This is a genomic window from Amycolatopsis thailandensis (genome assembly GCF_002234405.1).
In the GTDB taxonomy this organism is placed as follows: domain Bacteria; phylum Actinomycetota; class Actinomycetes; order Mycobacteriales; family Pseudonocardiaceae; genus Amycolatopsis; species Amycolatopsis thailandensis.
This window is the reverse complement of sequence record NZ_NMQT01000062.1, coordinates 22258-46961: the sequence shown is the minus strand read 5'-3', so window position 1 is coordinate 46961 and position 24704 is coordinate 22258. Positions and strand designations below refer to the sequence as shown.

25 protein-coding genes are annotated in these 24704 nt (G+C 68.6%); 14 read left to right on the top strand and 11 right to left on the bottom strand.

From position 1 onward, the window contains the following. Positions 1-136 precede the first annotated feature (136 nt). The gene (locus CFP71_RS18230; protein ID WP_093935065.1) at positions 137-604 is read right to left on the bottom strand and encodes an SRPBCC family protein; all 468 of its coding nucleotides are present in this window, start codon (positions 602-604) and stop codon (positions 137-139) included. A 647-nt stretch (positions 605-1251) separates the two neighbouring features. Between CFP71_RS18230 and CFP71_RS18225 the strand changes: the two genes are divergently transcribed. The 5 genes from CFP71_RS18225 to CFP71_RS18205 all read left to right on the top strand — a co-directional run bounded on the left by CFP71_RS18225 (position 1252) and on the right by CFP71_RS18205 (position 6618). Further along, entirely contained in the window at positions 1252-2055 is an 804-nt protein-coding gene (locus CFP71_RS18225; RefSeq protein WP_093935064.1) for an LLM class flavin-dependent oxidoreductase, read from the top strand. Positions 2056-2214: 159 nt separating this feature from the next. Beyond that, positions 2215-3189 carry a TerC/Alx family metal homeostasis membrane protein gene (locus CFP71_RS18220; protein WP_093935063.1) on the top strand — a complete coding sequence of 325 codons (975 nt, stop codon included), beginning with the start codon at positions 2215-2217 and terminating at the stop codon, positions 3187-3189. 248 nt (positions 3190-3437) lie between these two features. After that, on the top strand, positions 3438-4664 hold the full coding sequence (locus CFP71_RS18215) for a PP2C family protein-serine/threonine phosphatase (protein WP_093935062.1): 1227 nt from the start codon (positions 3438-3440) through the stop codon (positions 4662-4664). Further along, complete coding sequence (locus CFP71_RS18210; RefSeq protein WP_093935061.1) at positions 4661-6184, top strand: sensor histidine kinase; 1524 nt, start codon at positions 4661-4663, stop codon at positions 6182-6184. The genes CFP71_RS18215 and CFP71_RS18210 overlap by 4 nt, the downstream gene beginning before the upstream one ends. Next, complete coding sequence (locus CFP71_RS18205) at positions 6181-6618, top strand: response regulator (protein WP_020634700.1); 438 nt, start codon at positions 6181-6183, stop codon at positions 6616-6618. Before CFP71_RS18210 ends, CFP71_RS18205 begins: the two co-directional genes overlap by 4 nt. 11 nt (positions 6619-6629) lie before the next feature. Here CFP71_RS18205 and CFP71_RS18200 read toward each other — a convergent pair whose 3' ends face one another. Further along, positions 6630-6932: a hypothetical protein gene (locus tag CFP71_RS18200; protein WP_208635982.1), complete on the bottom strand. Its 303-nt coding sequence runs from the start codon at positions 6930-6932 to the stop codon at positions 6630-6632. 40 nt (positions 6933-6972) lie between these two features. Here CFP71_RS18200 and CFP71_RS44965 point away from each other — a divergent pair, with 40 nt between their 5' ends. The 4 genes from CFP71_RS44965 (at position 6973) to CFP71_RS18185 (ending at position 10073) form a co-directional block, all read left to right on the top strand. Continuing rightward, positions 6973-7212 carry a hypothetical protein gene (locus tag CFP71_RS44965; protein WP_244199723.1) on the top strand — a complete coding sequence of 80 codons (240 nt, stop codon included), beginning with the start codon at positions 6973-6975 and terminating at the stop codon, positions 7210-7212. 54 nt (positions 7213-7266) lie between these two features. Then, positions 7267-7434 (top strand): hypothetical protein, encoded by a 168-nt coding sequence (locus CFP71_RS44960; protein ID WP_167406169.1) that lies wholly within the window; start codon positions 7267-7269, stop codon positions 7432-7434. 171 nt (positions 7435-7605) lie between these two features. After that, a complete protein-coding gene (locus tag CFP71_RS18190; protein WP_093935060.1) occupies positions 7606-8385 on the top strand; it encodes a hypothetical protein in 780 nt (259 codons plus the stop codon). Further along, a complete protein-coding gene (locus tag CFP71_RS18185) occupies positions 8382-10073 on the top strand; it encodes a serine/threonine-protein kinase (protein ID WP_093935059.1) in 1692 nt (563 codons plus the stop codon). The genes CFP71_RS18190 and CFP71_RS18185 overlap by 4 nt, the downstream gene beginning before the upstream one ends. A 196-nt stretch (positions 10074-10269) precedes the next feature. On the opposite strand, the gene CFP71_RS18180 is transcribed toward CFP71_RS18185, so the two are convergent. Then, positions 10270-11112, bottom strand: a complete 843-nt coding sequence (locus CFP71_RS18180; protein WP_093935058.1) for a DUF2382 domain-containing protein — start codon at positions 11110-11112, stop codon at positions 10270-10272. A 380-nt stretch (positions 11113-11492) separates the two neighbouring features. On the opposite strand from CFP71_RS18180, the gene CFP71_RS18175 reads away from it, so the two are divergent. Continuing rightward, positions 11493-13094, top strand: coding sequence for an ABC-F family ATP-binding cassette domain-containing protein (locus CFP71_RS18175; protein ID WP_093935057.1), 1602 nt, complete (start codon positions 11493-11495; stop codon positions 13092-13094). Positions 13095-13098: 4 nt separating this feature from the next. Here CFP71_RS18175 and CFP71_RS18170 read toward each other — a convergent pair whose 3' ends face one another. The 7 genes from CFP71_RS18170 to CFP71_RS18140 all read right to left on the bottom strand — a co-directional run bounded on the left by CFP71_RS18170 (position 13099) and on the right by CFP71_RS18140 (position 19318). Next, on the bottom strand, positions 13099-13920 hold the full coding sequence (locus CFP71_RS18170) for a class I SAM-dependent methyltransferase (protein ID WP_093935056.1): 822 nt from the start codon (positions 13918-13920) through the stop codon (positions 13099-13101). A gap of 120 nt (positions 13921-14040) precedes the next feature. Then, positions 14041-15051: a YdcF family protein gene (locus CFP71_RS18165; RefSeq protein WP_093935055.1), complete on the bottom strand. Its 1011-nt coding sequence runs from the start codon at positions 15049-15051 to the stop codon at positions 14041-14043. Positions 15052-15284: 233 nt separating this feature from the next. Further along, positions 15285-15617, bottom strand: coding sequence for a hypothetical protein (locus CFP71_RS18160; RefSeq protein ID WP_093935054.1), 333 nt, complete (start codon positions 15615-15617; stop codon positions 15285-15287). A 27-nt stretch (positions 15618-15644) separates the two neighbouring features. After that, entirely contained in the window at positions 15645-16829 is a 1185-nt protein-coding gene (locus tag CFP71_RS18155) for a putative T7SS-secreted protein (protein ID WP_244199722.1), read from the bottom strand. Then, complete coding sequence (locus tag CFP71_RS18150) at positions 16829-17173, bottom strand: hypothetical protein (RefSeq protein ID WP_093935053.1); 345 nt, start codon at positions 17171-17173, stop codon at positions 16829-16831. The genes CFP71_RS18155 and CFP71_RS18150 overlap by 1 nt, the downstream gene beginning before the upstream one ends. A 35-nt stretch (positions 17174-17208) precedes the next feature. Further along, a complete protein-coding gene (locus CFP71_RS18145) occupies positions 17209-17565 on the bottom strand; it encodes an SseB family protein (RefSeq protein WP_093935052.1) in 357 nt (118 codons plus the stop codon). A gap of 133 nt (positions 17566-17698) precedes the next feature. Next, positions 17699-19318, bottom strand: coding sequence for an ABC-F family ATP-binding cassette domain-containing protein (locus CFP71_RS18140; RefSeq protein WP_093935051.1), 1620 nt, complete (start codon positions 19316-19318; stop codon positions 17699-17701). Between the two features lie 63 nt (positions 19319-19381). Between CFP71_RS18140 and CFP71_RS18135 the strand changes: the two genes are divergently transcribed. The 3 genes from CFP71_RS18135 (at position 19382) to CFP71_RS18125 (ending at position 21231) form a co-directional block, all read left to right on the top strand. After that, the gene (locus CFP71_RS18135; RefSeq protein ID WP_093935050.1) at positions 19382-19738 is read left to right on the top strand and encodes a DUF6412 domain-containing protein; all 357 of its coding nucleotides are present in this window, start codon (positions 19382-19384) and stop codon (positions 19736-19738) included. Between the two features lie 111 nt (positions 19739-19849). Further along, the gene (yidC, locus tag CFP71_RS18130; RefSeq protein ID WP_093935049.1) at positions 19850-20671 is read left to right on the top strand and encodes a membrane protein insertase YidC; all 822 of its coding nucleotides are present in this window, start codon (positions 19850-19852) and stop codon (positions 20669-20671) included. Beyond that, on the top strand, positions 20668-21231 hold the full coding sequence (locus CFP71_RS18125; RefSeq protein ID WP_143267108.1) for a hypothetical protein: 564 nt from the start codon (positions 20668-20670) through the stop codon (positions 21229-21231). Before yidC ends, CFP71_RS18125 begins: the two co-directional genes overlap by 4 nt. A gap of 138 nt (positions 21232-21369) precedes the next feature. Here CFP71_RS18125 and CFP71_RS18120 read toward each other — a convergent pair whose 3' ends face one another. Continuing rightward, positions 21370-23649, bottom strand: a complete 2280-nt coding sequence (locus CFP71_RS18120) for an ATP-binding cassette domain-containing protein (protein ID WP_244199721.1) — start codon at positions 23647-23649, stop codon at positions 21370-21372. A 57-nt stretch (positions 23650-23706) separates the two neighbouring features. On the opposite strand from CFP71_RS18120, the gene CFP71_RS18115 reads away from it, so the two are divergent. After that, the gene (locus tag CFP71_RS18115; protein ID WP_244199720.1) at positions 23707-24702 is read left to right on the top strand and encodes a helix-turn-helix transcriptional regulator; all 996 of its coding nucleotides are present in this window, start codon (positions 23707-23709) and stop codon (positions 24700-24702) included. Positions 24703-24704 lie beyond the last annotated feature (2 nt).

The window sequence follows — 24704 nt, the reverse complement described above, 5'->3', positions numbered from 1 at the left end:
TCCTCCCGGCCGGGACGACCGTTTTGGGTGCTTTGCGTGGCTTTGTGAAGGGGTCGTGAGTGATAAAGAGGGTTCTAACCCTCTTTATCACTCACGACCCCGCGAAGAACAGCCCATACAGATACAAATCGGACGCTCAACCGTCGCTCGGTGTCCCATGTGGACACTCGGTGGATTTCGTTGCGAGGTACGTGGCGAGGCGGCCGAAGCAGGACTGCCAGCCCTCGACGTGGCCGTCGCGATCCGCCACTGTCTCGAAGATCTCTTGGTGGAACGACATTTCGGTTTTGCCGTCGTGGTCGGAGAGGGTGACCGTGACGAGCGTGTCGTGTCCTCGCGCGCCTTCCGGCTCCTCCCAGGCGAAGCTGAAGACGAGCCGCTCCGGCGCGACGATCTCGTGGTAGACGCCCGAGGCCCACAGGTCGGTCTCGCCGTCACTGATGCAGATACGCCAGCGGCCGCCTTCGGTGAGGTTGACCGTGCAGGACCTGGCGCTGAAGCCGGCCGGACCCCACCAGTGGGCGAGATGGTCCGGATCCGTCCAGACCTGGAAGGCGAGCTCGCGGGGCGCGTCGAGGAGGCGCGTGATCGTCAGGTCGCTCATCGGGATTCTCTTCCGCAGGGTATTCAACCGTCTGGTTGAACTCTAGCGTTCGTGTCAAACCGCGTTTAGCGGAGGTCGTGAGTGGCGATTCGGGCCCTTCGCCCTGTGGGCGGGCGGGCGTGAAGGGTTTGGGACCGTGGACATCCCTCATCGATAAACCCCGGCTTCGTTGAAGCGCCGGGATGGAGCTTGTGTCGGCTGCCGGGCGTGGGCAAGCGGGATTTCGGGTGTCTCGGTCCAAGGTCACGACGGCTCGCGCGACGGTGGAGCGCAGGTCAAACGTAGGTGCACAAAACCTCAGGCCTCCTTGAGGGAGCCAAAGTCCCTCAAGGGGGCCTTCACGGACATGCGCCGGGTGCGAAGGTCGAGGTTCCTCGGCTGAGCCGAGGGAAGGGGGCCTTCACGCGGCGGTCCTGTGGCTACTGGTGCATCTGGGGTGAACGTGGCGATCACGCTGTCAGTGAAGGCCTCCTTACCTACCTGAAGGTAGTGAAGGAGGCCTTCACGGACTGCCGCCCGACCCCAGGCGGAGGTGGTCAAACCGCATTTAGAGGACTAACTGCGACGGGGAGACACTCGAGCATCGTCGCCGCAGGGAAGTGCGAAAGTCGCCATAACTGTCGGTGTGGACCCGTACGGTCCCAGGCATGACTCTGCGCTCAGCACTCTGGCTGCCGATCTTCGACGAGCTGGCCGATCCGGCGATCATCGCGCGCCTCGCCGCGGAGGCCGAGGAAGCGGGCTGGCACGGCCTGTTCGTCTGGGACCACGTCCGCTGGAACGAGCCGGTGCGCGCCATCGCCGACCCGTGGATCACGCTCGCCGCCGTCGCGTCCGCCACGGAAAAGCTCGTCTTCGGCCCGATGGTCACGCCGCTGGCGCGGCGGCGCCCGGTCAAGCTCGCCCGCGAGACGGCCACTTTGGATCGGTTGGGCGGCGGAAGGCTGATCCTCGGCGCGGGGCTCGGCAGTGATCGCTTCGGCGGCGAGTTCTCGAAGACCGGCGACGAGCTGGACGACCGCAAGCGTGGCGAGATGCTGGACGAGTCGCTGGAGATCCTCACCGCCGCCTGGTCGGGCGAGCCCGTTCGGCACCACGGCGAGCACTACACGGTCGACGACATCACTTTCCTGCCTCGTCCCGCGCGGCCGGTTCCCGTGTGGCTGGCGGGTTTCCCCGGGAAGACGAAGCCAATGCGCCGGGCGGCTCGGTACGACGGGTTCTTCCCGGTGAACCTGCCGCACGCGGACGAGTTCGCCAAGGCGGTCGAGACCATCACCGCGCTGCGTGAAGACCACACGAAGCCCTACGACTTCGCCATCGGCGTCCCCGCGGGCACGGATCTCGATCCGTACGTGAAGGCGGGCGCGACCTGGTGGATGGCCGAATTCCCGTGGGACGACCTGTCCGTCGACGCGGTGCGAGGCGTACTCAGGGAGGGTCCCGCTTGACCCGGTCTTTAATAACTCTTTACCGAGTGCGATACTGGACCGACGAGGGGAGTACTTCCCAAGGGTCTGCCCGGTCAGTACGGACACTCCGCCAGTGTCCCCGGGAGGCCGCCCCACCGGGGTGAAGGAGACCTCGAACTTCGAGTTCGAGGAGGCTCCATGTCCGAATCCGTGGGATCGCCGGGGTTGTGGGCGATCAGTATCGCCGTCCTGCTGGCACTGCTCGTCGCCGATTTCGCCGTGACCCGCAAACCGCACGAGGTGTCGATGCGGGAGGCCGCCGGCTGGTCGGTCTTCTACCTCGCGCTCCCGGTCGTGTTCGGGCTCTGGTTGTGGCTCGAATTCGGCGGTGGCCAGGCGGTCGAGTTCATGACGGGGTTCGTCGTCGAGAAGTCCCTGTCGGTGGACAACCTGTTCGTCTTCATGCTGCTGCTCGCCGCCTTCGCGGTCCCGCCGGCCGTACAGCAGCGTGTCCTGCTGTACGGCATCGTGGGCGCGCTGGTGCTGCGCGGCGTGTTCATCGCGGCCGGAGCCGCGATGCTCTCGGCGGGTACCTGGGCGTTCCTCGTCTTCGGCGCGATCCTGCTCGCGTCGGCGGTCAAGATCCTGCGTGAGGCCCTGTCGAAAGACGAAACCGAGAAGGACCTCTCCCAGCTGCGGTCGGTCCGGTTCCTGCGACGGCTGATGCCGGTCACCGACGACTACCGCGGCACCCGGCTGACCGTGCGCGAACACGGGCGCCGCGCGCTCACCCCGCTGGCTGTCGTGGTCGTCGCGGTCTTCGCCACCGACGTGGTGTTCGCGGTCGATTCGGTGCCCGCCGTCTACGGCATCACCGAAGACCCGTACCTCGTGTTCGCCACCAACGCCTTCGCCTTGCTCGGCCTGCGCGCCCTGTACTTCGTGCTCCACTCCGCGCTGGCGAAGCTGGTCCACCTGAACCACGGTCTCGCGATCATCCTCGCGTTCATCGGGGTGAAGCTGGTCCTGCACTGGGCGCACGGGGTCTGGCCCGCCGTGCCGCAGGTCCCGACCCCGGTCTCGCTGGGCGTGATCATCGCCGTCCTCGTCACGGTCGCGTTCACCAGCATGTACGCGCGCCGCCGCGAAGCCGCCAGGACGGCACAGGAGTGAGCGATGATCACCGGACTCGTCGTCGGTTTCCTGATCGATCTCGCCGTCACCGCGCTCTTTCTCGGCGCGTTGCTCCTGGTCTTCGCGGCGATGCGGCCACCCCGGCCGCCGCCGTGACCCCGGCGGTGGGTGTGTCGGGACGTCCGAACCGGCGGCCTGTCCGGTACGACCGGTACGCTCCCGTTGGTTGAGAAGACAGCCGTCTTCTGTTCGCGCGCCGGAAAACCGGTGAGGAAAGGTGGCTGTCCGTGTCCAACGCCGTGCGCCACGGCGAGCAGTCCCCACCTCGTAGACCCTCATCGCAGCTGGATCGTCTCCATGTCCTGCTCATCGAGGACGACGACGGCGACGCGCTCCTGGTCGAAGAGATGCTCGCGGACGCGGCCGAGAGCCTCGAACGGGTCGTCCTCGAGAGGGCGACCACGCTCGAGCAGGTCCTCGCGCGGCCGATCACGGCCGACTGCGTGCTCCTCGATCTCCAGCTGCCGGACGCGACCGGCCTGACCGGGTTGACCCGGCTGCGGCAGCACGCGCCGTCGACGGCGGTGATCGTCCTGACCGGTCGCGAGGACGAAGCGCTCGGCGTGTCCGCGCTGGGTGCCGGCGCGCAGGACTACCTGGTCAAGCATCACGTCGACGGCCAGCTGCTGGCGCGGACCCTGCGCTATTCCTGGGAACGCAGCCGTGCCGAACGCGTCGAGCAGCAGCTGCTCCAGCATCAGCTGCTGGCCAGGGAGAACGCGCGCCTCGAACGCGGCCTGCTGCCGACCCCGCTGGTGACCGACCCCCGGCTCGGGCTCGCGGTGCGGTACCGGCCCGGCCGGAACGGGGCGCTGCTGGGCGGCGACTTCTACGACGCCGTCGAACTCCCCGACGGCACCCTGCAGCTGGTCATCGGGGACGTCTGCGGGCACGGCCCGGACGAGGCGGCGCTCGGCGTCGCGCTGCGGATCGCGTGGCGTTCGGTGGTCCTGGCCGGGCTGCCGATGGCGGAAACGCTGGCGATGGTGGAAAAGATGCTCCAGCACGAGGCGCTGGGCCCGTTGTTCGCCACCGTCTGCATGATCACCGTCGCACCGGACCGCCGGTCCCTGCGGATGACGCTCGCCGGGCACCCGCAGCCGCTGCTGGTCGACGACTCGGGCGGCAGGCTGCTGTCCAGGGAGGCGCTCGGCCCGCCGCTCGGCGTCGCGCCCGGCACCGGGTGGCGGGAGCTGACGGTGCCGATGGGCCCGCGATGGTCGCTGCTGCTGTACACCGACGGCCTGTTCGAAGGGCGCGTCGAGGGCAGCGGGGAACGGGTCGGGCTCGAACGGATGGCCGCCACCGCGCTGGACAGCCTGACCGCCAAGGGCGGCTCCGACGAAATGCTCGACCATCTGATCAGCGAGATGGACCTCCTGCACGGCGGGCCGCTGGACGACGACGTCGCCCTCGCCCTGCTCACGTTCGATTCCGGGGAGCCGCCTCGATGAAGCCCGCTTGGTCGATCAGCCGCTGGGCCGCGCTGTCCGGGGTGATCGCCACCCTGCTGCTCGGCGGCGCGATCGTGGCCGGGTCGCTGGCGTTGACGAACCTCACCGACTCGCGCGCCAGGCTCCTGGACGTGACCGGTCCGCAGGTGCTGCAATCCACCTCGCTCTCCACGGCGATGCTGAACCAGGAGACCGGCGTCCGCGGCTACATCCTGGCCGGACGACGCGAGTTCCTCGAGCCCTACCAGGACGGGTTGAAGGCGCAGGACAAGGCCGTCGCCGAGTTGCGGCGGCTCGGCGCCACCCCGGGCACCGCCGTCGGCGACGACCTGGGCAAGGTGCTCGACGCGGCGACGATCTGGCGCCGGGCGGTCATCGAACCCGTGCTCGCCGGCGCTCCTGCCACCGGCGCGCAGGTGGACGCGAGCAAACCGCTGTTCGACGAGGTCCGCGGTTCGCTGAGCGTGTTGCAGAATCGCCTGGAAGCCGAACGGCTGGACGCGCGGGAGGATCTGTCGTACTCCGCCGACGTCCTGCGCGCGATGCTCATCGTGATCGCGGTCCTGCTCTGCGGTGCGCTGGCGCTGATCTTCCTTGTCCTGCACCGGAAGCTGATCAAGCCGATCCGGCGGCTGGCCGTCGAGGTGCGGGACGTGGCCACGACCGACATCCACCGCGAGGTCCGCGGCTCGGGCCCCAAGGAGATGCGCGAACTGGCGTCCGATGTGGAATCGCTGCGCTCGCGGATCATCGCGGAGGTCACGGATCTGGAGCGCGCGCAGGAGACGATCGCCGTCCGGACCCGCGAGCTGGAGCGATCGAACTCGGACCTGGAGCAGTTCGCCTACGTCGCTTCGCACGATCTGCAGGAGCCGCTGCGCAAGGTGGCCAGCTTCTGCCAGCTGCTCCAGAAGCGGTACCAGGGGAAACTGGACGAACGCGGGGACCAGTACATCGGTTTCGCCGTCGACGGCGCGAAACGGATGCAGGCGCTGATCAACGACCTGCTCGCCTTCTCCCGCGTCGGACGCCGTCCGGGGGAGAACGTCCTGCTGGACACCGGGAACCTGCTGGACACCGCGCTCGGCAATCTCGAAGACGCGATCACCGAATCCGGCGCCCTGATCACGCACGGGGACCTTCCCGCGGTGCTGGGGGAGAAGTCCCTCCTGACCGCGGTCTTCCAGAACCTCGTCGGCAACGCGATCAAGTTCCGGGGGGAAGAGCCGCCCCGGATCGAGGTGTCCGCCGAGCGTGACGGCGCGGACTGGCGATTCTCCGTCAGCGACAACGGAATCGGCATCAACGACGAGTACGCCGAGCGGATCTTCGTGATCTTCCAACGCCTGCACGGCCGCGGCGACTACCCGGGCACCGGGATCGGCCTCGCCCTGTGCCGCAAGATCGTCGAACACCACGGCGGGAGGATCTGGCTGGACACCGCCGTCACAGCCGGGACCCGGTTCTGCTTCACCCTGCCCGCAGCCCAGACCCCCAGCGAAGGAAACGAGCAAGCATGACCGACTCCCTGGAACCGATCCACATCCTGCTGGTCGAGGACGACCCCGGCGACGTCCTGATGACGCAGGAGGCGTTCGAGCACCACAAGATCCGCAACACGCTTTCGGTCGTCTCCGACGGTGAGCAGGCCTTGCAGTTCCTGCGCCGCGAAGCGCCGTACGAAGACGCGGAACGGCCGGGCCTGATCCTGCTCGACCTGAACCTGCCCCGCAAGGACGGCCGCGAGGTGCTCAGCGAGGTCAAGGCGTCGCCGGAGCTGCGCAGCATCCCCGTCGTCGTGCTCACCACGTCCGAGGCGGAAGAGGACATCCTCCGCAGCTACGACCTGCACGCCAACGCCTACGTCACCAAACCGGTCGACTTCGACCGGTTCATCGACGTGGTGCGGCAGATCGACAACTTCTTCGTCACCGTGGTGAAGCTTCCCCGCTGACCCTGCCTGTCTCAGGGGAAGCGGATCGCGGTGATCCCGGCCAGCACGAAGAACACCAGCACCACCAGGGTTCCGCTCTGCCCGCCGGACGAGCTGGTCACGACCTGCTCGACGGCGCCGGTCAACCGCACGCCGCAGTCCGCGACGACGGTGTGCCTGCCCGCCTCGATCCGGGTGAACTCGACGGCCGTGGTGAAACCTCCGGTGACGTCGGCGTAGGCGCCGCCGACCCGCTCGCCGTCCGACGTCAGGGTGACCCGCTCACCGGGCAGGCAGCCCTTGCCGGTCGCCGACAGTTTCTCGCCGGGCTGCACGCTCGAACGGTCGAGGACCAGGTCGTTCGCCTTCAGCGGGGTGCTGCTAGTCGACGGGACGTCCGTCGACGGTGGGGGAGTGTCCGTTGTGGACGGCGTTGTCGTCGTCGTGGGCGAGGTCGTCGTGGTGACGGGGGTGGTCGGCGTGGTGGTCGTCCCCGGTCTGGTCGGGGTGGTCACCGGAACCGACGGTTTCGTGGTCGGGGGCACCTTCGTCGTCGGGGGCGAGGTGGTCACGGTTCCGGTCACCCGGAAGGTCGCGTTCCCGGTCAGCGGCTGACCGGTCCGCGCGTTCGTGCAGTTGCCCGTGACGGTGTAGCTGTCCGGTGTCGCGTTGCCCGGCACCGTCGCACCCACCTGTCCACTCGGGGCACTGACCGACGTGATGGCCGCGCCTTCCCAGGTGAAGGAAATCGGCCCTTTGCACGGGGAGAAATTCCAGGAAATGGTGAAAGAACTCCCGGCGGGTCCGCTCGAAGGTTTCAAACCAACCGTCGATTGATAAGGGGACTGTTGCGCGTTTCCCGCTCCCACAAGGGAAAGCAGGAACAACAACCCGGTCACGGCGCCGAATATCAGGCGAACCACGATACGCATTGGGACGTCCCTCTCCGGTAAGTACTCGCTGTAGCATTCCGGACCAGTCGGATTACGCAAACAGGGGATACGCAAAATGGGACGTGTCATCGCGGCAGGGGTTGCGTTGGGGCTGTGCGCTGTCCTCTCGGGCTCGCCACCGGCCACTGCGGACAGTGGCGGGTTGGATCTCGCCGTCACTCTCGACGAACGGCCCATCACCAACGCCACGGTGATGATCGATCCGGCGAAGCAGATCGAACTGACCGTCACGGCGTCCAACAGCGGCGGGACGCCGGTCAAGGTCCGCAGCGTGCGGGTGTCCGGCGTCGCGCTCGCGCTGACCTTCTTCGCCTACGACACCACCGCGCCGTTCGAGGTCCCCGCGCACAGCCGGGTCACCAGGACCTTCGTGCTGGACATGGCCGACCTCTCCGGCCAGGCGATCGGGCTGCTCCCGTCCACGGTCGAACTGCTCGACGCCCAGCGCGGCACGCTCGGCGAGGCGGCCACGGTCGCCGACATCCGCGGGTCCTTCTGGTCCGTCTACGGCGCTTTCGGCCTCGCGATGCTCGTGCTCACCGTGCTGGCGTGGCTGACCGCGCTGCTCGCGCTCGCCCGCCACCGGCTGCCCGTCAACCGCTGGCGACGCGGCCTGCGCTTCCTGCCCGCCGGGTTCGGCACCGGGCTCGTCGCCGTCGTCTCGCTGTCCGTGCTGCGGCTCGTCCCGCCGGAACCGGCGATCGAGATCCCGGTGGTCCTCGGCGCCGCCGTCATCGCGTTCCTGCTCGGCTACCTGACCCCGCATCCGGCGCCCGTGCCCGACAACGACGAAACGGTCCGTTTCCCCGACGCCACCAAGGAATTCAAACCGTGAGCGCACCCGCCGAGGTCGTCGCGGCGCTGCCGCAGTACGAGATCGGGGCCGCGATCGGGCAGGGCGGGATGGGGGTCGTCTTCGCCGGCGTCCACCGTTCGCTGCGCCGCGACGTCGCCATCAAACAGCTGCCGTGGGACGTGCTGAACCACGCCGTCAGCAGCGAGCTCTTCGACCGCGAAGCGCGAGTGCTGGCCAGCCTCGACCACCCGCATATCGTGCCCGTGTACGACTACGTGCGCACCGGCCGCGAGCACCTGCTGGTGATGGAGCGCCTCGACGGCGGCACGGTGCACAGCCGGTTCCAGAGCGGGGGAGTCGGCCCCGAGCAGGCCTGCGCGATCGGGCTGGCGATGCTCGCCGGGCTCCACGCGGCGCACGAAGCGGGCGTCCTGCACCTGGACGTCAAGCCGAAGAACCTGCTCCTCAGCACGCAAGGCGTGATGAAGGTCGCCGACTTCGGCATCGCGAAGGTGATCAGCGAGGGCGCCACTCTCGTCACGCACGGCGGCGAAGTCCTCGGCACGCCCGCCTACATCGCGCCGGAGCAGGCGCTGGGCAACGCGCTGAGCCCGGCGGCCGACGTGTACTCGGCCGGCACGGTGCTCTACGAACTGCTGTCCGGGAAGCTGCCGTTCGACAACACGCGGGGCGCGATCAGCATGATGCGCCAGCACATGTTCACCGACCCGCGGCCGATCGACGGCGTGCCCGCGCCGATCGCCGGGGTCGTCATGCGCAGCGTCGCGCGCGAACTCGACTCCCGTTACCGCGACGCGGAAACCTTCGCGGCCGACCTCGCCTCCGCCGCCACCGCCGTCTACGGGCAAGGCTGGCTGGAACGCTCCCGGGTGCCGGTCCGGCATCTCACCCCGCGGGTGATCTCGGCGCTCAGCACGCCGGTCGCCGCGCCGGCCCCGGTCGGGGACGGTCCGACCCGGCCGGTTCGCCGTCCCACCCCGGATCCGACGCTGTCGGCGACCCGCGCGACGTTGGAACCCGAGTCCCGGGCCGACGGCCGCCCGGGGGCGGCGCTCTGGTTCCGGCTCGTGGCGGCGCTCGCCGCCGTCGCGCTCGTGGTGCTCGTGCTGCTCACCCCGGAACGGCTGTCACACGAGGCCACGGCGCTGAAGATCGACGGCGCGGACGCCTCTTCGGCGACCGTGGACCTCAGCAAGACGTTCGCGGTGACCGGCCCGGGAACCCCAGGGGACCTGACGCTCGAGCTTTCGGCGGCGGGCATCCCGCTCGGTTCGGCGTCGGCGGTACCGAAGCCCGACGGCGACGGCTTCCGGGCCGACCTCAGGTTTCCCGGGCTCACCCGGTGGATCGTCGGCGGCGCCGTCACCGCGACGGTGACGACGGACGGCGTCCCCCAGTCCTTCACGGTCGTCACCCGGCAGCACCCGCTCGCGAGCGCGCTCGGCGCGGGCAGCCTGATCCTGGCGCTGTTCGCCTTGGCGTATCTGGAATCCGGGCTGCGGACCCTCCGCAACGGCCATCGCTGGCGAGGTGCGCTCGTCGGCGGACCGGTGCTCGGCCTGCTGTTCGGCGCGACGGTGTGGCTGTGCGTCTCGGCCCTGCGAGTGCACGAGCCCGCGGTGGCGTTCGGTGTCGGCTGCGCGATCGCGGGTGCGGTGGCCACGGGCTTCGTGGTCGCGGCCGCCCGCGTCCGGTGCACGCGCTGAACCCGGGGAGGTACGCGTCCGGCCGGTCGCCTGTTCCCGGTCCTTGTTCCCAATGCCGCATTCGAGACGCTCAGCGACACAGATGCGACATTGGAAACCCCGCTAACGTCACGAAGTCGCCATCTCTGCCCTCGATAAGAGCGTCGGGTGACCCACCCGGGGGCGGCCCGTCGCGCGGGCCGCCCCCGTTCCGGGATCAGGACTTGCGGTGTTTGCCCTCGTCGTCCGTGACCTCGAACTGTTCCTTGCGGACCTTGCCGGAGATCGTCTGGTCCTCGGTGACGGTCTCGGTCTTGAGCCTCGCCCGCTCGACCGCGACGGTTTCCTTGTTCACGACCGGCTTCTCGGCGTGCAGCACGACTTCCTGCTCGTCCTCGGCGATCTCGGCCTTCCCACCGGAGGCGCCGGTGATCGGCTCCCGTTCGATGCGGACCTCTTCGTGGCTGACCGGCACGGTGACCTGCTGCTCCTCGGTGACGACGTACTTGCGCAGCCGGACGTGGCCGGTCTCGACCTGCTCGGTGCCGACGTTCAGCCGCTCCTCGGAGCGCGTCATGGTGTGCTCGGCGTCCCGGTCCTGCTTTCCGGTGCCGGCGTCCATCCCGGCCTTGCCCCGGCCCGTGCCGCCCATGGCTCCCTTGCCCGTCCCGGCTCCGGCGGTGTCCATGCCGGGGCGGCCCCGGCCCTGCGTCCGGTCGTCCATCCGGCCGTCCGGCGAGGTCCGCGGCATCGGCAGCCCGTAATGCTTGTACAGCTGCGCGCTCTCCTCCTGGGACAGGTGGCCGTCGGCTTCGATGCGGGGCGCGTCCGAGACAGCGTCCTTGTCGACGCGGACGTGCACGCCGTCCTTGTCCGTGTGCGCGCCCGAGAGCGGGACGAAACTCTCCTTGGTACCGAACAGGCCCGTCTTGACCGTGATCCATTCCGGTTGATGCGTCGAGTCGGCGAGGTAGACGGTGCCCACCTTCCCGAGCTTGTTGCCGGTCGGGTCGACCACGGCACTGTCGATGAGTTCCTGCGGCTGCATGGTCTTCGCCATCGGTCCTGGCTCCTCTCGAACGATGCTGCTGAGAAGGCCACCGTCGGCCGGTCAAGTGATCATGGCAACCGTCGTGGTGCTCCTGTGGGTGACCCCGGAAAGTGCGGGTTTGCGGCCGCGCTCGCGGGTTAAGAGCGGGGTTTCGTCGCACGTGAGAGCGGGTGCCCGCGGCGTGACCGGGCGGGCTGGGGGATGGTGCGAAGGTGTGAATTTCGCATCCGCCGAAAATCGGATGCGCCGCCCTTCGGGCCTGTCCTACTCTCTCGATCGTGATGCAGCAACTGCTGTTCCTCTGAGGAACGACGCCTCCACCGGTACCCGCGAGCCGCGGTACCGGAGCTTCTTCCTGCTCATCACTTTTCATCGGAGGCAGTTCCTTCATGTCATCCCGTCTTTCGCCCGCGCCTGTGCGCGCGGCACACGTCCGCCTGTCCGGCGTCCACCTGTCTTTCGGGGGACGGCCCGTGCTGTCCGGGGTCGACCTCGTCGCCGCGGCGGGCGAGCGCGTCGCCCTCGTCGGGGAGAACGGCCGCGGCAAGACCACTCTTCTCCGCGTTCTCGCCGGTGAGCTGGCCCCCGACCAGGGCGAGGTCCACCGCTCGGGTTCGGTCGGCGTCGCCGACCAGCAGATCCCGCTCGGCGCGACCGACACCGTCGGCGCGCTGATCGACCTCGAACTGGCCGAAGTCCGCGGCGCGCTGGCCCGCCTGGAAGCCGCCACCGAGGCGATCGGCGCCGGTCGTCCCGGTGCGGACGACTTCTTCGCCGCCGCGTTGGCCGACGCCGAGGTCCTCGACGCGTGGGACGCCGACAGGCGGGTCGAGGTGTCACTGGCCGCCTTGAACGCCGTCGACGACCGTGACCGTCCACTCGGGACACTGTCGGTCGGGCAACGCCACCGGGTCCGGCTGGCCTGTCTGCTCGGCGCGGGACATCCCGTGCTGCTGCTCGACGAGCCGACCAATCACCTCGACGCCGCCGGGCTCGAACACCTCACCGAGCGGCTGCGCGCCCATCCGGGGGTGGTGGTCCTGGTCAGCCATGACCGGGCGTTGCTCGCGGACGTGGCCACCACGGTGGTCGACCTCGACCCGTCGAGCGACGACAGGCCGCGCGTCTACGGCGGTGGCTACGCCGCCTACGTCGAGGCCCGGCGAGCGGAACGTGCTCGCTGGGAGGCGTCGTACGCCGAGCAGATCGCCGAGCGGCAACGGCTGGCCGACGACCTGAGCGCGGCGCGCAACCGGTTGCGCGACAACTGGCGTCCGCCCAAGGGCACCGGCAGGCATGTCCGCGCCACTCGCGCGCCGGGGCTGGTCCGCGCGGTCCACCGACGGCAGGAGGACCTGGCCGAGCACGTGGTGGCGGTCCCGCCGCCGCCCGTCCGGTTCGTCATGCCCGAGTTGCCGGAGCGGCGCGGCGCGACCCTGCTCCGCGCCGCCGGGGTGACGGTGGCCGGACGGCTCACCAGCCCGGTCGATCTGGTGTTGGAAAGCGGTGATCGGCTGGTGATCACCGGACCCAACGGCGCGGGCAAATCGACGCTCCTGACCGTGCTCGCCGGAGAACTGGAGCCGGAGACGGGCACGGTCACCCGCTCCCGGTCGGCCAGGATCGGGCGGCTGGCGCAGGAATCCGACCTGCCCGCCAGGCGGACGGCGACGGAGTTGTACGACGAACAGCTCGCCAGGGCCGGGACTTCCGGGCCGGGGCTGGGCGAACTGGGTCTGCTCGGCGGCTACGACCGACGGCGACCGGTGGCGCAGCTGTCGGTCGGCGCGCGGCGGCGGCTGGATCTCGCGCTGGTGCTGGCCCGCCGTCCGCATGTGGTGCTGCTGGACGAGCCGACCAACCACCTGTCCGCGACCCTCGTCGACGAGCTGACCGCCGCGCTCGGGACCACGCCGGCCGCGGTGGTGATCGCCACGCACGACCGGCAGTTGTCGCGGGACACGCAGTCCTGGCCGCGGCTCGCGTTGTGATCCGTCAGCCGCGGTGGGCGAGGGTGTAGCGCACGGTCTGCGCCAACACCACGCTCCCGTCGGGTTCGCGCAGCGGTTCGAGCTCCGCGAGCACGGCCTGGCGCACGGCGTCGAGGCGGTCTTCGGGGACCAGTTCCCAGAACATCCGCTGGCCCTGTGACCAGGACCAGTCGATCCAGTGCCGGGGGTCGGCGAACTTCACCGGGTAGACACGTTCCTCGGACGTGACACCGGTGAAGCCCGCCGACTCCACGGCCTGGCCGAAACCCTCGACGGAGGCGAACAAACCGGCCCTGATGGCCAGTGTCCAGGCCAATTCCGCCGGTACGAACGGTTTGAACACCTCGCGCACGCCCGCCCACCGGGGATCGTCGGCGCCGAACGTCGTCACCCCTATCCGGCCGCCGGGTTCGACCAGGCGGTGCCACGACCGCAGGGCGGCGACCGGATCCGGCAGGAAGAACACCACGAAGGACGCGAGGAGTACGTCGAACCCGGCGTCGGGCAGCCTGGGTTCTTGGGCGTCCATAAGGGAAACCGAGGCGTTGGTTCCCCGCTCCCGAATGTCTCTCGCGGTGCGCTCGATCATTTCGGCGGAAAGGTCTATGCCCAGTACGGATCCGTCCGCGCCGACCCGCTCGGCCGCCGGGAACAGCACCGCGCCGCGTCCACAGCCGACGTCCAGCACCCGTTCACCGGGGACGAGTTCGACCCGGTCGAGCAGTTCCCTGGCGAACACGCGGAAGAAGTCGACTCCGAGGGCGTCGTAGGTCTTCGCCGTCCTGTCGAACAGGAGCGCCATCGCCTGCCGGGTGTCCGTGGTCATGCGCAGGACGATGGCCCGGCGAAAACCGTGTTGTCAACGGAAGACCCGGATTTGTCACGGCGCTCTGGGCGGTGACGACGGGAATTCGTGCCGGGGTGTCAAAGTCCCCTTCAGCCCTCTTCAGAAGGCGCGGGAAACCTGGGTGAGGACGATCAGCCCGCAGATGATCAGGTTCTTGATCTTGTGGTCCACCAAGATGGCCACGAATTCGCGGATGGTGGCGCTCGGCCAGAAGTACCAGGCCGTCGGCGATCCGATGACCTGGCCGTTCACCTTGGCGCGGCGGGCGATGAGGGCGGCGCGGAGTACGTGGAAGTTGTTCGTGACCACCGTGCACCGGTAGTCCGCCTTCTGCTCCTTCATGATCTCGGCGCTGAAGGTGAGATTCTCGAACGTCGTCCGCGACCGGTCCTCCAGCAGGATCCGTTCCCTCGGCACCCCGTTTTCGACGAGGTACCCGGCCATGGCGTGGGACTCCGGCAGATCCTCGTCGGGGCCTTGTCCGCCCGAGGTGACCACCATCGGTTCGCGGCCGCGGCGAGCCTCGGCGTCCACGACGCGTTTGGCCCGGTTCAGGCGGCCGGCCAGCAACGGCGGCACCCGATGACCTTCCAGTAGTCCCGAACCCAGCACCACGATGAAGTCCACGCCCTTCTCGGTGCGGATTCGGCCGTAGACGATCGAATAAAGAAGGAAACAGACGAAGAGGAACGAGACGTAGACGAGGATTCCGTTGAGGCTGCCCCGGACGATGTCGAGGGGCTCCCAAGCCAATTGCGTGACCGTCACGTTGAAAACGATGAGCGCGCAGATGCCGAGACCCGTCAGCAGCGAAAGCACGTTGGCCAGACGGCGTCCTTCGCGGCGGAGCATGGTGATCCCGTTGCAGATCAGGAAGATCGTCAGCGCGAGAACCGTCGGGATGATGAGCAGGATCACGCCGAACGCGACGAGGCTCGCCGCCTCCGGCGACGCCGAGGCGAGTAGCGCGATGAAGGTGATGCCGAGGAACAAAAGCGCGAAGAAGAGATAGAAACCGTTTCGCAGACGACGTCGGTCGCGAAGGAAACTCACCAGGAAAGCCGCGCAGCACAGAGCGGCGATGGCGAAGGGAATTGCGGCGGCCCTCACGGGATCTCCAGCTTCGACGGGTTCGGCGTGGTCGCCGGTGGACCGGTCACGCGGTGCGGCGGAATTAAAACACACGGCCGAGCCATCGCGGTCGCCCGCGGTCGGCGTGTCGCCTTCCTTGTCCGGCAGTGGCCGTTCGGGAGCGGCTCTCCGGCCGCTGGACACCGGGAGGCCGCCCCCGCACACCCCGCCGGGTACCGCGGTTGACCGGCTGCGCCGATGGTGGTGTCCGGCTATTCGGGGATGTGCAGCCATCCGAATTCACCGGGGTCGGGGATATCGCCGCGCTTGTCGACATCTTCACGGATTCGTTCGAGCCACTCGCCGGACGTGCCCTGCCACGTCTCGAAACCAGGATCATGCGCAGTAAGGTCGCCGACGCACACGTTTCGAGCGAACAGGTCCTTGAACATTCCTTCGGCAACTTCGGTGATCTGCCGCAAACTCGCTCCGGCGCCCAAGAGATTGCTTGCCGAAACAAATATGTAGTTGATGGGAACCCAGTCACCTTGAGCGTACTCGGTAAAGTAGTCGAGTTCTTCCTGGTACTTCTCGTCTGCGTTCATCAGTAGCTCACTTTATGTGGAAACGTTTCATGTCAACGCCTGACACGCCGTTAATGTCAATAGTGGCGCCCCCTGAACCGCTGTATGTTCGGTAGACGACCTGCTGCTTGGGGTCAGTGCTGATCTCCCAGAATTCCACAGTTCCTTTCGGTGTTTCATAAACCTTGGTCGGTGCGCCGAGGTTGTCGTGGAAGTGTTGCCGGACTTGGTTGAGCTGCGCCTCGTCGATGAGGCGTACTCCTTTGCTGTCCTCCACCCCGAGCAGATTGCCACGATTGTCCGTGATGCCCTGCTGAACTCTCTCAACCCGGGCTTCGGGTGTGCTGGCGGGGGTGCCGGGACGATGTTCGGCCGGTGCGTCCGCGTCGTGATGTTTCCGCCCGGCCAAGTCTTTGAGGAGTTTTCCCGACCCGAGGCCCACGAGCAGGCCGCCGGTGATCTTGCCGAGGGCGCGGTCGCCGTGGCCGTTGGCCAGTCGTCCCAGGCGGTGATGGCTTTGAAGGTTTCGACGGGGTGCATGACGTTGTGCGCCATCGCCGCGACCGTTCCGCCCGGGTCGGAGATCGCACCCCAGAGGGCTTCACCGGCGCCGGAGATCGAGTCCCGGATACCGCCGTAGAAATTGGCGTCCGCTTGCCTGCGGGAGTCTTGCGGGGCCAGCGACGCCTCGACCCGCAAGGCTTCCGTGCAGCGGTCACCTGCTTCGGCCAGCTGACGGCGTGCCCGCTTCAGGATGTCGCGGGCTGCCTGCCGGTGTGCCTCGCCGGGGTCGGTGAACGCCGGTGGTTGGACGACGGTGGGATCTCCGCGTTCGGCGTTGGCCCGCGTTCGGGTCTGCGCGTCGGCTACCGCGCGGTCGTATGCCTGTTCGGCCTGCTCGGTAGCGGTATCGCCGCGCTGCCATTGGGCGATCGCTTCGGCGGCTTGGCCCTGTGCCCACGCCAAAGTGTCGGCGTAGGCGGTTAGGGCTTGAGCGGCGTTGTCGAGCGAGTCGTCGGCTTGCATCCATCGCGGGACTTCAGTCTGGTGGTCCTCGTGAAATCGGTCCGAGGCCGGGCCACGCCATCCGCCGGTATCGATCCGCTTCAACGCATCGCCGACCGCGCCCGCCGAGCTCGCCCGCGCCTCGAGGACTCGGGCGTTCTCGTAGACCGCCGGCGGGTCGCCGGGAATCAGTGCTTTCGGGTCGGTTGTCTGGCCCAGTTCCGCCATCAGCGGCCACCGAACCGGGGCGCCACGTCCGGTGTGATCGCGTCGATGCCCGGATCGGTCTTCAACGCGCCGGTGTTGTCGTGTTCGACCGCGCGGTATGCCTGAGCGGCGTTGCCGAGCAGGGTTCCGAGGTCGTTCGCGCGGTCCGACAGCGCGTCGATCCCGACGCTCCAGCTACCGCAGAATTCGGCCAGAGCGTCGTGCACGCCGTCGTGGCCGTAAAGCGGTGGCTCGCCACACAAGCCACGTAGCTCGAAGCTTTCCTGGTCGTGCACGATCTGGCTCATGTTCTTCGAGGCGCCTTCCAGTACCTCGATCTCGACGTGAAAGCCTGGACCATCCATCTCGGAGCCCCCCTCCATTTCCGGTCTCGGCGTCGCTATCCGGTGATATCGGGACGCGGCGGCCGTTTCCCTGCTTGCTTCCATGTCCTCGCGATGACGTCCGGGGGCGCCATGCGCGACAAGATGGGGAATCGATGGTCTTCATGTGGATCAACCATCAGACCGATGCCCGGCGGGACGAGTTCCAGCAGATCGGCTCCGGTCGTGGACAGGTAGTCACAATCCCAGGCATGGCGGGCCAGGCGTTCCAGCGTGGAGAACACCAGCATCCACCGGCCGCGCTCGCCTAGATCTGTCACCCACAGTCCAGGCTTCTCGGGCCGCTGCGCGTACACGATGGCACCGGCGAAGACGTCCGTTAGTTCACCCGGCCCTCGCTTGCCGTCCCGCACCTCCTGCGCGACGACTGCCAGCCTCGCCTCCGGAGTTACGGCAATCAGTGTACATACTGCAACGGAGCGTAACCGTACGTCTGACCAGCTTCCGCAGATCAGCCACGACCTCGGACGGACTCACTTCACCAGCTCACCGCTGGCGCCGCACCGGCCGCTCGTCCCAGACCGGCTCCGGGGTTTCCCGCACCTGGCCGTCCGAGCCGAACACGAGGTACCGATCGAAAGAGCGCGCGAACCACCGGTCGTGCGTCACCGAGATCGTGGTGCCTTCGTACGCTTCCAGCGCCTGCTGGAGCGCTTCCGCCGAAGCGAGGTCGAGGTTGTCGGTCGGCTCGTCCAGCAGCAGGGCGGTGGCCCCGCCGATCTCCAGCAGCAGGATCTGGAACCGCGCCTGCTGGCCACCGGACAGTTTTTCGAACCGCTGGTCGCCCTGGCCGTCGAGTTCGTACCGGCGCAGGATGTTCATCGCGGGCCCGCGGCCGCGCGCGTGGTCGGTCCAGAGGATGTCGACGAGCGTGCGCCCGAGCAGTTCGGGATGGGCGTGCGTCTGCGCGAAATGCCCGGGGACGACCCGGGCGCCGAGCTTCCACAGCCCGTCGTGCGCGACGTCCTCACCGGCCAGCAGCCGCAGGAAATGCGACTTGCCGGAGCCGTTCGAGCCGAGCACCGCGACCCGTTCGCCGTAGAAGATCTCCAGGTCGAAGGGTTTCATCAGGCCGCGGAGTTCGAGGCCTTCGCAGGTGACGGCGCGGACGCCGGTCCGGCCGCCGCGCAGGCGCATGGTGATCTTCTGGTCGCGCGGGGGAGCGGCGGGCGCTCCGGCCTCCTCGAACTTGCGCAACCGGGTCTGCGCGGCGTGGTAGCGCGAAGCCATCTCGTCGCTGCGCGCGGCGTACTGACGCATGTCGGCGACGAGTTTCTTGAGCTGGGCGTGCTTTTCGTCCCAACGACGGCGGAGTTCTTCGAAACGTTCGAACCGCTCCGTGCGCGCCTGGTGATAGGTGTCGAAGCCGCCGCCGTGCACCCAGACGTCGCCGCCGGCGGGGCCCGGTTCGACGCTGATGATCTTCTTCGCCGCGCGCGCGAGCAGTTCCCGGTCGTGCGAAACGAACAGCACGGTCTTCTGCGTCTCGCGCAGCCGCGCCTCCAGCCACTGCTTGCCGGGGACGTCGAGGTAGTTGTCCGGCTCGTCGAGCAGGAGGACGCCGCAGCCGCCGAGGAGTAGCGCTTCCAGGACCAGCCGCTTCTGCTCACCACCGGACAGGGTGCGCACCTCGCGCCAGCGCGCCTTCTCGTACGGCAGGTTGAGCGCCGCCATCGTGCACTTGTCCCACATGACTTCGGCTTCGTAGCCGCGAGCGTCGCCCCAGTCGCCGAGCGCCTGGGCGTAGGCCATCTGGGCCGCTTCGTCGTCGCGCTCCATCAACGCGAGTTCGGTCTCGTCGACCGCTCGGGCCGCTGAGCGGAGCGCGTCCGGCGACACCGACACGAGCAGGTCCCGCACGGTCCGTTCGTCGCGCACCGACCCGACGAACTGGGGCATCACGCCGAGCCCGCCGCTGATGGTCACCGAGCCGCCGTCGGGGGCGAGTTCGCCCGAGATCAGCCGCAGCAAGGTGGTCTTGCCCGCCCCGTTGGCCCCGACGAGCGCGCAGACGTTGCCCTCGCCGACGCGGAACGAGACGTCGCCGAGCAGCAACCGCCCGTCGGGCAGGTAGTACTCGACGTGCGCGACTTCCACGTGGCCCATGCCGCCAGACTGCCCGCGACCGCGGAAATCACGCAACGCAATATTTCCGGTAGTGTCGGTGACGTGGAGCGAACCTACTTCGGCGTGCGGCTCAAGCTGATGCTTGCGCTGTTCCTGCCCGAGTTGTTCGTCGTGCTCCCGGTCGTCGGCGGGGTCAACCCGCTGAGCCTGGTCACCGCGCTGACGGCGTCGCTGACGGTCGCCAATCCGCTCGGCCTGGCCGCCGCCCTGACAGCGTCCCTCGCCGTCGTCCTGCTCGCGCTCGCGGCGCACTTCCGCCCGGAACCGGCGGCCGCCGCGATGAAGGTGCGGGCCATCAGCCTGCGCGAACGCGCGCAACTGTTCTTGAGTCTTCGCGACCCCGACGCGCGCGGCCGCGTCCGGCCACGAGCTCCGTCACCGGGCATCTTGGCTGCCTGACCCTCTCTGGGCCGTGTCCTGCCGTCGAACAGACTCACAGGACACGACTTGGTCCGAAGGTGAGGCAGTCACTCCTGCCCACGCACCTTCAAACGACGGAGTGACCCGTTCATGTTCGATGTCTTCCTGTACCCCGTTTCCGCCATTCTCTGGTTCTGGCACAAGGTTTTCGGCGCTGTGGCGAGTCCTGACTCGGGCCTGGCCTGGGTGCTGTCCATCGTGTTCCTCGTCTTCACCCTGCGGCTTCTGCTGGTCAAACCCGCTCTGAGCGCGCTGCGCGCGGGCCGTCGCATGCAGGCGCTCGCGCCGCGGATGCGCGAGATCCAGGAGAAGCACGGCAAGGATCGTCGCCGGATGGCGGCGGAGATGCAGAAGCTGCACGCCGAAAGCGGAGCCAACCCGCTGGGTGGTTGTCTCCCGGCGCTGATCCAGCTGCCGGTGTTCTTCTCGCTGTACTGGGTCCTGCGCGATTTCGCCCCGGGCGCCCAGTCGAACCACGTTTTCGATCGCGCCGGGGTGGAGTCCTTCCTCAACGCCGATCTGTTCGGCGCGAAGCTCGGCAATTGGCTTTCCCAACCGGCGTCGGAGCTGGCCGCGTTCGGCACCGACCACGTCCACATGATCGCCGTCGGGGTGCCGCTGATGCTGATCGCCGGCCTGGCCACCTTCTTCTCGATGCGTTCCGGGCTCGCCCGGCAGACCGCGACCGCCCCGCAGGCGGCGGGGATCACCAAACTGATGATGTACCTGGCGCCGCTCGGGATGCTGGTCTCGGGCGCGTTCTTTCCGGTGCCGATCGGTGTGCTGCTGTACTTCCTGGCCACCAACGTGTGGACGCTGGGGCAGCAGCACTTCCTCACCAAGGTCGTCGACCACGAGGAGTCGGCACGTCAGGGACCGGTCCCGCCGGGCGGCTCTACCCTCGCCGCATGAAGATCCGGACAGCGATGCGTTTCGGGGTGACCGCGGTCGTCGCCTGCCTTGTCGCGGGGTGCGGGTCGAATCCGCCGGAGTCGGCGTCCGCGCCGTCCTCGGCGGCCCCGTCCCCGGCCGGCCCGGATCCGGCGCTGGTCTCCTGGGCGGGCGGGTATTGCGCTGCCGTCAAGGACATGCGGTTGATCGTCTACAGTCTGGCGAAAAGCTTCGACATCGAGTCCGAGGCGGATCTGCCGAAGGCGGCGGCGTCGCTGGAGAAGCTGGACACCGCGCTGACAGCGGCGATCGGCGGGCTCGAGAAACTGCCTCAGGCCGGGCCGCCCGCGCAGGAGGCCGATACGCTCGCGTCCGGTGAGCTGGCCTTCTATCGGAAGCTGCACGGGAAGGTGACCGAGTACCGCACCCTGCTGCCGAGAGCGGGTGTCGAATACGCCAAGGCCGCCCTCAACCTGAGCGGGGCCGACCTGGTTTCGCACGTGCCCTCGGTCGAAACCGCCAAGGTGCCGGGGCTCGACCAGGCGATGAAGGCGGACAAGGCCTGCGAGCTGGTGGGCTAGATCACCGAAAGTCGGGCGAAGAACTGTTCGGTACCGGCGTGTCGGGCAAAGCCTGATCGGGAATCATCGCGCTCGCCCGGGAACTGTTCCCGGGCGGGTGGGTGTTCCCGGCGCCGTCCGGCGCCGGGAACGCGTTTTTCAGCGGGTTCGCAGGTAGCGGCCAGTGAGCGAAGCGGGCTCCTCGGCCAGGGCCGACGGCGTGCCTTCGAACACGACCGTCCCGCCGTCGGAACCCGCGCCGGGCCCGATGTCGATGACATGGTCGGCGTGCGCGATCACCTGCTGGTCGTGCTCGATCAGGACGAGGGTCGCGCCGTCGTCGACGAGTTCGTCGCAAAGGACGAGCAGCCGGTCGACGTCGCTGCCGTGCAGCCCGGCGGTGGGTTCGTCGAGGACCAGGCGCAGGTCGTCGGCGGGGCCCGCGTCCGCGAGGTGGCGGGCGAGGAGGAGGCGTTGCCTTTCGCCACCGGACAGGGTGTCGAGGCTCTGCCCGATCGTCAGGTAGCCGAGCCCCACCCGGTCCAGCCAGCGCAGTCGTTGCCCGATGGCGGACCGCTCGCCGAACAGGGCGGCGGCGTCCGCGGGGTTCAGTGCCAGGACGTCGGCGATGGACCGGCCGTTCAGGCGCGCGGCGAGCGCCTCCGGGTTGAACCGGGTGCCGCCGCAGGCGTCGCAGCCGGTCTGGACGTCGTCGAGGAAAGCCAGGTCGGTGACGATGACGCCTTTCCCTTTGCAGAGCGGGCAGGCGCCCCGGCCGTTGGCGCTGAACCACGATGGATGTTTCCCCGTGGCCTTGCCGAAGGCGTCGCGGACGGGCTCGGCGACACCGAGCACCGTGGCGGGGGTGGACCGGATGCCACCACGCAGCGGGGCCTGGTCGACGACGACGAAACCGGGATGCTGCCGGGGGAGTTCGCCGGTGATCAGGCTGCTCTTGCCGGAACCGGCGACCCCGGAGACGACGGTCAGGACGCCGAGCGGCACGTCGACGGTGACGTCACGCAGGTTGTGGCTACGGGCACCCGAGATCGTCACGCTTCCCCGGGCGGTACGGGGTCGTTCCCGGAAGTGGAGCGGCGTACGGAGGGAACGCCCGGTTTCGGTGCCACTGCGGGCGAGTGCGCCGGGGCCGCCTTCGAACTGGACGCGCCCGCCGCTGTCACCGCCGGCCGGTCCGAGGTCGATGACGTGATCGGCGGCCGCGATGACCGCGGGATGGTGCTCGACCACGAGAATCGTGTTGTGCGCGTCGCGGAGCTTGGTCAGCAGCTCCAAGAGCCGGTGCACGTCGTGCGGGTGCAAGCCGGTGCTGGGTTCGTCGAACACGTAGCAGACGTCGCTGAGCGCGCTGCCGAGGTGACGGACGATCTTGACGCGCTGGGCCTCGCCGCCGGACAGCGTCCTCGATTCCCGCGACAGACTGAGATAACCGAGGCCGACGGACGCCAGCGCGTCGAGCCGCTCCCGGATCGCCCGCACCAGCGGCGCCACCGACGGATCGCGCACTGTCGCGACGACGTCGCGCAGATCGCCGACCGGCAAGGCCGACCAGTCCGCGATGGACCGCCCGTCGATCAGGCTGTCGCGCGCCGCCTTGGCGAGGCGGGTACCCGCACAGTCCGGGCAGACGCCGCGGGTGACGACTCCGGCGAGCCCTTCCTGTTCCTCGGCGGTGAGGCGCGACGGCGTCTTGCGCAGGTACGACTCCCGCAGTCGCGGGACGACGCCGTCGAAGAGGCCGTGCTTGGGGTATTCGGAACCGGGGTTGTCGAGGGGAAGTCCTTCGGCGTGCAGCAAGGTTTCGACCTTCGTGGCCGGTAACCGTTGCAACGGGACGTCCGGGTCGACGAGTCCGGAGTGGACGAGCCGCTTCCACCGGTAGGTCCCCGGGGCGAACGTCGGGAAGCGCACGGCGCCGTCGCGCAGGCTGCGCGAGCGGTCGAGCAGCCGGTCGAGATCGATGTCGTCGACCACGCCGAGCCCTTCACAGCGCGGGCACATCCCGCTGGGATCGTTGAACGAGTACGCGGGGGAGAACCCGGCGCCCGGTTTTCCGAGGCGGGAGAACAGCAACCGCAGCAGCGGCGCGATGTCGCCCGCCGTGCCCACAGTGGACCGCGCGTTGCCGGTGAACCGACGTTGATCCACGATCGTGGTGAAAATCAGCCCGTCGATCCGGTCGACGTCGGCGGGCGGATGCTGCGGGAGCCGGTTGCGGACGAAAGCGGGATAGGTCCCGGTGACCAGGCGCTCGGCTTCGGCCGCGATCGTGTCGAAGGCCAGCGAAGACTTCCCCGATCCCGATACGCCGGTGAACACCGTCAGCCGATGTTTCGGCACGCGCACCGACACCTCGCGAAGGTTGTTCGTCCGCGCGCCTTCCACCGTGATCCATCGTCCGCGCTCATCTTTCGCCATGACGTCACGCTACGATGAGATGTGGCCGGTTTACGGCCACAATTATCGGGAGGAGTCGTGACCGCACCACGGGAACGGATGCTGCGGCTGTTGTCGCTGCTCCAGACCGGCCGGGCTTGGCCCGCCGCCGAACTCGCGACGGCCATGGAAGTCCCGCCTCGCACCCTTCGCCGGGACATCGACCACCTCCGCGGCTTGGGCTATCCCGTGGAGAGCAGCCGTGGCCCGGGAGGCAACTACCGGCTCGTCGCCGGGGCCGCGCTGCCGCCGCTCATGCTGGAACACGACGAGGCGATCGCCACCGTGCTCGGACTGCGCCTGGCCGCCGCGGGCGGGACCGGCATCGACCTGACCGCCGAATCGGCGGACCGCGCCGCCGCGAAACTCCGGCGCGTTCTCCCGCCGGCGCTGCGACGGCGGACCGACGAGATGCTCGCGGCGGTCGAATTCGGGGGCGCTGAACAACCGCGGGTCACTCCCGACATCCTGAACGTCCTCGCCGCGGCGATCGCTTCCCGCCGGTGCCTCGAGTTCGCGTATACGGCGAAGGACGGCCCGTCGTCCCGGACGGTCGAACCGATGCGCCTCGTGCAGCTCGGCAGGCGGTGGTACCTCTACGCCTGGGACCTCGACCGGCGGGACTGGCGGAGCTTCCGTCTCGACCGGATCGCCTCGCCGAAGCCGACCGACGTGGCGTTCGAACCCCGTGACCTGCCCGTCGACGACGTCGCGAGGCATCTCCAGGACCGCTTCCACAGCCCGAAATCGCTCCGGATCACGCTGACCCTCGACGTCGGCGCGGGTGAGGCCGCGGCCCGGCTTCACCGGGTCGACGGGAGCTTCGAAGCGCTCGGCGAGGACAGGTGCCGATACGTCGCGTACGTCGATTCCTTCGAATGGCTGGCTGTTGTCCTGACGCTCACCGATATCGCTTTCACGGTGGAGGAACCGGCTGAGTTCGGTGCGTATCTTGCCCGGATCGGGCGGCGGCTGCTGCGGGGGAGCGACCTGGGTGATCCGAGCGTGGAGGATTCGGGACGTTCAACGTCCTGAAT